General features: G+C 34.9%; 7 protein-coding genes. All 7 read right to left on the reverse strand.

Annotation, left to right across the window (positions count from 1 at the left end; all coding sequences use genetic code 11):
• The coding region (locus tag QZ824_RS09710) for a type I restriction endonuclease subunit R (protein WP_291275824.1) at positions 1–2,666 on the reverse strand (2,666 nt) is incomplete at its 3' end.
• Between the two features lie 6 nt (positions 2,667–2,672).
• Positions 2,673–3,485 carry a hypothetical protein gene (locus QZ824_RS09715; protein ID WP_291275825.1) on the reverse strand — a complete coding sequence of 271 codons (813 nt, stop codon included), beginning with the start codon at positions 3,483–3,485 and terminating at the stop codon, positions 2,673–2,675.
• Between the two features lie 10 nt (positions 3,486–3,495).
• Positions 3,496–4,020, reverse strand: coding sequence for a hypothetical protein (locus tag QZ824_RS09720; protein ID WP_291275826.1), 525 nt, complete (start codon positions 4,018–4,020; stop codon positions 3,496–3,498).
• A complete protein-coding gene (locus QZ824_RS09725; protein ID WP_291275827.1) occupies positions 4,017–4,676 on the reverse strand; it encodes an abortive infection family protein in 660 nt (219 codons plus the stop codon). Before QZ824_RS09725 ends, QZ824_RS09720 begins: the two co-directional genes overlap by 4 nt.
• On the reverse strand, positions 4,676–5,080 hold the full coding sequence (locus tag QZ824_RS09730) for a hypothetical protein (RefSeq protein ID WP_291275828.1): 405 nt from the start codon (positions 5,078–5,080) through the stop codon (positions 4,676–4,678). The genes QZ824_RS09725 and QZ824_RS09730 overlap by 1 nt, the downstream gene beginning before the upstream one ends.
• On the reverse strand, positions 5,073–6,197 hold the full coding sequence (locus QZ824_RS09735; protein WP_291275829.1) for a restriction endonuclease subunit S: 1,125 nt from the start codon (positions 6,195–6,197) through the stop codon (positions 5,073–5,075). The genes QZ824_RS09730 and QZ824_RS09735 overlap by 8 nt, the downstream gene beginning before the upstream one ends.
• Positions 6,194–7,786, reverse strand: coding sequence for a class I SAM-dependent DNA methyltransferase (locus QZ824_RS09740; RefSeq protein ID WP_291275830.1), 1,593 nt, complete (start codon positions 7,784–7,786; stop codon positions 6,194–6,196). Before QZ824_RS09740 ends, QZ824_RS09735 begins: the two co-directional genes overlap by 4 nt.
• Positions 7,787–8,029: the final 243 nt, after the last annotated feature.

Here is an 8,029-nt window from a genome sequence, read left to right on the forward strand (position 1 = left end):
GGTTTTTCCATACCAGCAGCTTCAAAAATATCCATTACTTTGTCTGAACTTATCGCTTCATCAACTATCTGTTTGATAGCTGTTTCAATTTCAATGTCCGATTTACCGCCTCCAGTACCTTCAAATTTTACAAGTCGAGCTTTCACGGCTTGGAAAAACGCAATGTCGTCTTTTATTTCCATTGCTCTTGGATGCGGAATTGATAATGCAAAGGCTTGACTTAACAAGGTTACTTCTCTTATGAATCTCGCTTTCCCATCTTCTAATCCTAAAATATGTTCTTCTGATTGTAGAATGATAGACATTTTTTCGTTGGCTTCTACATTGAAAAAACGCTTGTAATTAAATTTAAAACTGTTGGCATAATAGGCTTCGGGTTCTTCTGCTACAATGTCTTTTTGTGTTTTGGCTTCTTCGTTAAAGAATTGTTGAACGACTTCATATTTTTCATTCATCAATTCAATTGCCTTTTCTAAATCTAAAGTTGGGTCGCCTTTACCTCCTGCATCTGAATAAAAAGACAACGCTTTTTTAAGGTCTGTTGCTATTCCTAAATAATCAACAACTAAACCGCCTGGCTTGTCTTTGAAAACACGGTTTACCCTCGCAATAGCTTGCATTAAATTATGACCCCTCATTGGTTTGTCAATGTAAAGGGTATGCAAACAAGGTGCATCAAAACCAGTCAACCACATATCACGAACAATCACCAAACGCAAAGGGTCGGCAGGGTCTTTCATTCTTTCTGCTAAATTCTTACGCTGTTGTTTTGTGGTATTGTGGCGTTGCATTTCAGGACCATCAGCACTTGTTGAAGTCATTATAACTTTAATAACTCCTTTGTTTAAATCGTTATTGTGCCATTCTGGTCTTAGAGCGATAATTTCTTTGTATAAATTGGCTGCAATTCTTCGGCTCATTGCTACAATCATCCCTTTGCCATCAAACACTTTTTGGCGTTGTTCAGAATGGTTTACAATGTCTTTCGCTAAATTTTTGATGCGTTCTTCGTTTCCAACAATCGCTTCCAATTTGGTGTATTTGGCTTTTGCCTTTTGTTGGTCTGTGATTTCTTCGTCTTGTTCCAACTCCGCATCAAATTCTTCAATCAATCGTTTGCCTTCTTCATCTAAATTTACTTTTGCTAAACGGCTTTCGTAATATATTCGAACTGTTGCTCCATCAGCAACGGCTTGTGAAATATCATACACATCTACATACTGACCGAAAACTTGCGGAGTATTTACATCTGCGCCTTCAATGGGCGTTCCTGTAAAACCTATATAAGTAGCGTTTGGCAAAGCATCACGCATATATTTGGCGAAGCCATAAGCAATACGCTCTCCAATTTTTTCTTTGGTTTCCTTGTCTTTTACTTCTTTTATGGATGCTTCAAAGCCGTATTGTGTTCTGTGGGCTTCATCTGCTATTACAACAATGTTTCTACGTTCAGAAAGTTGCTCGTAAACCGATTTTTGGTCTTCGGGTAAAAATTTTTGAATGGTAGCAAACACAATTCCACCACTTGCCACTTTTAGCAATTCCTTCAAATGTTCTCTGTCTTTTGCTTGTACAGGCTCCTGCCTTAGTAACTGTTTAGAATTGGCAAAAGTGTCAAACAATTGGTCGTCCAAATCATTACGGTCGGTAATGACTAAAATGGTTGGGTTTTGCATTTCGGGTGCTGTTATCAGTTTGCCCGAATAAAATACCATACTCAAACTTTTGCCTGAACCTTGTGTATGCCAAACAACACCGCCTCTTTTATCTCCGTTTGTTCCTGATGCTATAATGGAAGATTGCACTGCTCTATTAACTGCGTAATATTGATGATAAGCCGCTAATTTCTTAACGGTTTCAATTTGAGTGATTCCCGTTTTTGCATCTTCTTTTTTACTTTTTTCAAATACAACGAAATTGCGAACCAAATCTAAAAGAGTAGAAGGGTTCAACATTCCTTTGAGTAATATTTCCAATTGTGGAACAAATCGGGATGCTTCTTTTTTGCCGTCTGCTGTTTTCCAAGTCATAAAACGGCTGAAACTTGCTGAAACACTTCCTGCCTTACATTCCATTCCGTCAGATATTACGCAAATTGCATTGTAAGTAAACAAACTTGGAATCGTGGCTTTGTAAGTTTGTATTTGGTCAAAGGCTTTCCGCATTGTAGCATTTTCATCTGCTGCATTTTTAAGTTCAATAACCACTAAAGGCAAACCATTTACAAACAGCAATACATCAGGTCTTTTGTTTTGGTTGTTCTCAACAATGGTGTATTGGTTGATACACAAAAATTCATTGTTCAAAAGATTTTCAAAATCAATCAATGCCACCTCATAACTTCTTTCAAATCCGTCTTGCTGATAAGGTATTTTTACTTTTTCTACTAATAGCTGATGAAATATTTCGTTGTTGTGCAGTAATTCAGGAGAGTATATTCGTAATACTTTCTGTATAGCTTGTTCCTGTGCATCTTGCGGAATGGTGGGATTTAAAACAGAAACCGATTTTCGTAAACGCTCAATTAAAACAATTTGCTCAAAATTTTCTCTTTCTGATTGTTCTGCACCGGGAGCAATAGCCAAGCCGTGAACATACTCCCAACCCATAGATTGTAGCACTTCTAAAGCAAAAGTTTCTATTTTATCTTCAGTAATTGGTTTCATTAATTCTTAAATGCTAATAATTGAATTTGCAACTCTTTTATCTCCCCCAATTGGAGTTGTGTAAAAGCGTTGCTCTATGCCCCACAATACAAATTTCAAATCATTATCTGATTCTATTTTAAACTTGCCATTCTCATATGTTACTTGACCGTATTGATTTGTGTAATTATATATTGCTTGCTTTTCATCTTCTGAAAAATTACTTAATGTTTCATTGACTAAAGCAATTCTTTTCCTGTTTGGTATAGTAACATTTCCAGTTTGAAAGTTTTCATCAACTTCAAGGAAGTCATTTTCTAAGAAATTTTGTGTTTCAGCATCTGTAGCAGCACGATATAACTGATCCATTCCTTTAAATATTTTTTGAGCAGATGCTAATTTTTTGAAATATAGCGTGTCATTATCCTTATTGTAAATTGCATCTGCAAATGGATTTATTGTTATTATAGGTCTATTGGTTTCAAGTGTCAATTCATCAATTGAAAACCATTTTTTACTAATGAAAAAACTAGAGTTTATAACCTGAAAAAAATAAAGATTCCCTTGTACGGTACAGATGAAGGATAACTTTTTTAAGTCTTCATTGGTAATTTGGTCGTAATTGACAGAATCTAAATCCCCTTGAAGAAAATCTAATACAAATTCTGATTCTGAAAAATTTGTTATTTGATAAAGTTCTTCATCTTCAATTAGAGTTGCAGGATTATAATCAACGCCAGTTAGCACTAAATCTGCTGTTTCATAAATTTCAGATTCAGTCTCAATCACTCTGAAAATATTCTGCTTTCTTTTCACTTTGCCATATATATAATTTGCCATATTTTAAGTTTTATAAATCAATGAATGTGTAGTTGTTAATCCTTCTTAGTTTTTCAAACCCAATCTCTCCAGGTGTTTTTAATTGCTTTCTCGTAATTAAAAATATTTTCACATTACCTGATGTTTTTATGAAATAAAAATGATACCCAAAAAGTAAAAAAATAGGATTGAAGTACAATGTTTGAGACAGGAAAGTAAAAACATAAATAATTAGAAATACTACTATTAAAGTAGGAACATCATTTACACCAAGTGAAACAAAAAAGTAGCCTAAATAGGTTGGTAGGAAGTTATTGTTAGCCAATTCAATTTCTCTTACTGAACTATTTTTTAAGCTATCCTTGGGCAATTTTATTGCAACCAAGAAACTTAAAGCAGTTAATATTATTGGGGTTAACACAAACAATATCCAAGAATAATAAATGCAATAATCATTCAAGAAATTAAAACGGTATTTTTCCTTTACAAGAAATACCACAACTATCAACCACGTTGAGTTAAATGCTAAAAAAAGTTGATATAGGTATTTCATCATAATTCTATATTATTACTCTCGTCTTTAGGAATTAGATTAAACGCTCTTAATTCATTCTTATACGCTTTAGGGTCATTACTAAACAATACCTCACTAGCAAAAAATGAATAATCGCCCATTTCAAACTCACCATATTGCTCATCCCAAAAATCATTGAAACTTTCGTTTTCATCATAATCAATTTCATCTTCAATTACTTTTAATGGTTGGTCTGTTTCAAATGCTTCAATCAAAAAACAACAAACAATTGAAGTTGCTTCAATCAGGAAATTACCAGTTAAATCGTGAATTGAACTTTGTCGTTTCTGTAGTTCTTCAATGGTTTTACCGTGTGCGGTTGTTCCAATTTCATTTCTGAAATTGCCCATTTGTTGCCCCACGTTTGCAATGGCTGTACCTATTTGTAAAATCGTAGATGTAGAAGGATAACCTAAAGATTTGAAGGCAGTTTTTAGCAATCCGCTCATTTTTGAATTTTTATCCAAGGCTACACCTTTCTTTACACAAACCTCTTTTGAAATGCCTTCAAGTAATGCTTTAGCATTTTCAATACACAAGGTGAAATCTGTAGAAGCGAAACCCTCAATCCTTACAATGTATTCATTGTAAGGTTCCCAATTACTGTGTTTGGATAATATGGATTTTAGTCTTTGCATTAAATCAACGAAAATAATTTGTTGGCATCAGCCGCATTTACAATTGGTTCTTGTGCAGGAGTAGGAGCGTAAGTTTTTTGCTCAAAGTGTGAAGTATAGCCAGTAAAATTATAGATAGCAGTATGAGTGCCTCCTGAAGTTCTGCAAGCACAAACACAAACATCACATTTTGCATTAATCAAATCCGTCAATCTATCGTGAACCAAATCATAAGTGTCCCCTGAGCTTGTTACACCAACTCTGTGTTTGCCGTTCTCAAATACATCTAAAAAGTCCCCACCGTGTTTTTGATACATTCCTGCAACACGGCTGTAGCCGTTTGCCAATAAAATACTTGGCAACATATTAATAGTGGTTGTCTTTCCTGAATTTCCTCTGCCTTTAAGGGCTATTATTCTATTCATAGTTAACGAAAATTTGTTTATTAAATATTTTGGGTGAAATCGAATTTCTAAGCTTTGTCAAATTTTCTATTTGATGCACGTTTGCATCAATTTTATTATTTAGAGAATTAATCTTTATTAGTTTTTCATCATAATCATTTTTAGGGAATGGAAACTTATAATCAGTAATCATTCCTTTAGTAAGAAAACTTATCACTGAACCTTGTGCACCCATTGTGATATCATTTAAAAAGTATTGCATTAGATAAAACAAGAATCCTACATATTTTTCTTCCTTTGGAATTAATACATAGGTTCTTTGGTAGGCATCAAACTTACCTTTATACCTTTTTACGCTAAAATCTCCGTTACCTGCTAATAATATTGAATGGCCATCAAATGAGTAACTATCACATTTAAAGGACTTTTGAGAACAAGTAAAAAATGGATATTTGCCATTTTCGGTAGCGAAGTTTGCATCCCTTTTTCCTGTGATTACAGGGAAAAACTCATCTAATTGTTTTATCTCCCAATCAGCTCTTGCTTCATCTACAAACCATTGCCTAAATAAAGTCCCTCCTAGTTTTTCTAAAGTATTAATTTGTCTTTCAAGCAATTCAATTTTTTTATGGAGAGCCATTAAGGTTTCCGAGATAGCCTTTTGCTCATTTATTGAAGGAACAGGTATTTTCAAATCTGCAAGCATTGAGTTATTCAAACTCGCCCTTGTTGTAATAGATGACATTCCAGAGACGGAAGCCCTAAACCTAGGAGAACGAAAATAAAAGCCTGCATATTCGGGTAGAATTTCAACATTGCCTTTTGGTCTCAATCTTTTTGTAAATCCATTGAAAGTTGCTTTAGGGTAATCTTTCAAAGCCACACAACTCATTCCCAAATCTTCATCTGTTTCGCTTGTTCTTGTCAGAAAAACATCACCTCTTTTTATGGAGCAACTTTCCTGTTCTTTTTCTGTTGAGTTAACTAAACTGGTAAGTTCATCAGGAGCAAAAAAGTTATGAAACACATCTTTAAAGCCAAGAAATCCGTGTCCAAAACCAAATTCAGAAGCTCCTTTTGAAAGTCCCGAAGCAAAGTCATACACTTCATTTAGATTATATTCTTTCCACTCACTCATTCTGCAATTTTGATTTTAGAAAGATTAGATATTATAGCTTTGTTGAGTTCTTCTTCTTCCGCAATCTGTTTTTCCAATTCTGCTTTCAAGAATAAAAATCGTTCTTCAAAATTGAAGTCGTCTTCTTCATCTGCTAAGCCAACATATCTGCCTGGGGTTAGCGTGTAGTTTAATTTCTTAACTTCTTCAATAGTTGCTGATTTACAAAAACCAGCTACATCTTCATAATTTCCTTCTTTATTTCGCCAATTGTGGTAAGTTCCAGCAATCAAGTCAACATCTTCATCAGTTAAGTCTCGGTTTCTTTTGTTTACTAAAAAACCAAGGTTTCGGGCATCAATAAACAAAATTTCATTTTCACGATTTCTAAAACCTCCATTTGTTTTGTTTCTTGACAAAAACCATAAGCAAGCGGGAATCTGTGTATTCAAAAATAATTTAGTCGGTAGATTAACAATACAGTCAACTAGTCCTTTTTCAACCAGTGCTTTTCTGATATCTCCTTCGCCTGTTGTATTGCTTGTTAGGGAACCTTTAGATAAAACAAATCCTGCTTGACCTGTGGGTGCTAAATGATATAGGAAATGTTGAATCCAAGCATAGTTTGCATTTCCTGTGGGTGGTGTTAGCTTTTCGCCAAGCACTTTCCATCTTGCATCATCACGCAATAATTCACCACTCCAATCACTATCGTTAAACGGTGGATTGGCAATTATATAATCTGCTTTTAAATCTTTGTGGGCATTATTTAAAAAAGAACCTTCGTTGTTCCATTTTACATTACTGCTGTCAATGCCACGAATAGACAAATTCATTTTTGCCAATCGCCAAGTTGTTTGATTGCTCTCTTGCCCGTAAATGGAAATTCGGTCTACTGGATTTAAACTTAAACCTGCTTTTCCTTTTTTCTTGTAATAGTCTTGATGTTTATTAATGAACTTCTCACTTTGCACAAACATTCCACCGCTACCACAACAAGGGTCAAATACTCGTCCTTCGTAAGGTTCAAGCATTTCTACTAATAATTTCACTACACTTTGCGGAGTGTAAAACTGTCCGCCTTTCTTGCCTTCTGCTAAGGCAAATTCACCTAAGAAGTATTCAAAAACTTGACCTAAAATATCTTTGCTTTGTGCTTCCTTTGTCCCTATAGTTGCAGAACCTACAAGGTTAACAAGACCGCCTAAACTCGTTTTGTCCAATTTTTCCTGTGCAAAGACTTTTGGTAAAACACCACGCAAAGAAGGGTTGTCTTTTTCAATAGCATCCATTGCATCATCAATGTCTTTGCCAATAGTAGGTTGTGTTGCTCTGCCTTGTATGTATGACCAACGAGCCGTTGCAGGAACAAAAAACACTTTCTCCGCTACATACTCGTTTTTGTCTTCGGGGTCAGCACCTTCACTTTTTTGAGCAACTAATTTTTGATATTGTTCTTCAAATGCGTCTGATATATATTTCAAGAAGATTAAACCTAAAGCAACGTGTTTGTATTCCGCAGCATCCATATTTTTACGGAGCTTGTCGGCAGCTTTCCAGAGTTTTTTCTCTAGTGGTTCTTCTTGTTCTGTCTTTGCTATTTTTGCCATTATATTGTCTTAAAATTTAATTCTTTAATTGGGTTGTAAAGTTACTTTTTATAATCCTGTTAAATTCAAAAATTGCCTTTAAACTGTCCTTTGTCCTCTTATCGGGTGGTGGGTGGGCTTGGGAGCGTTGGGGCAAAAGCAAATGTTTGGCATTTTGTCTTTCATTTTTCGGTTCATTTATTGTCGGTCGTGTCGGTCTTTTAGGGTGAGTGCTAACTAGTTGATACACGCACCTACTTGCAT

Source organism: Flavobacterium sp., assembly GCF_021151785.1.
GTDB lineage: Bacteria > Bacteroidota > Bacteroidia > Flavobacteriales > Flavobacteriaceae > Flavobacterium.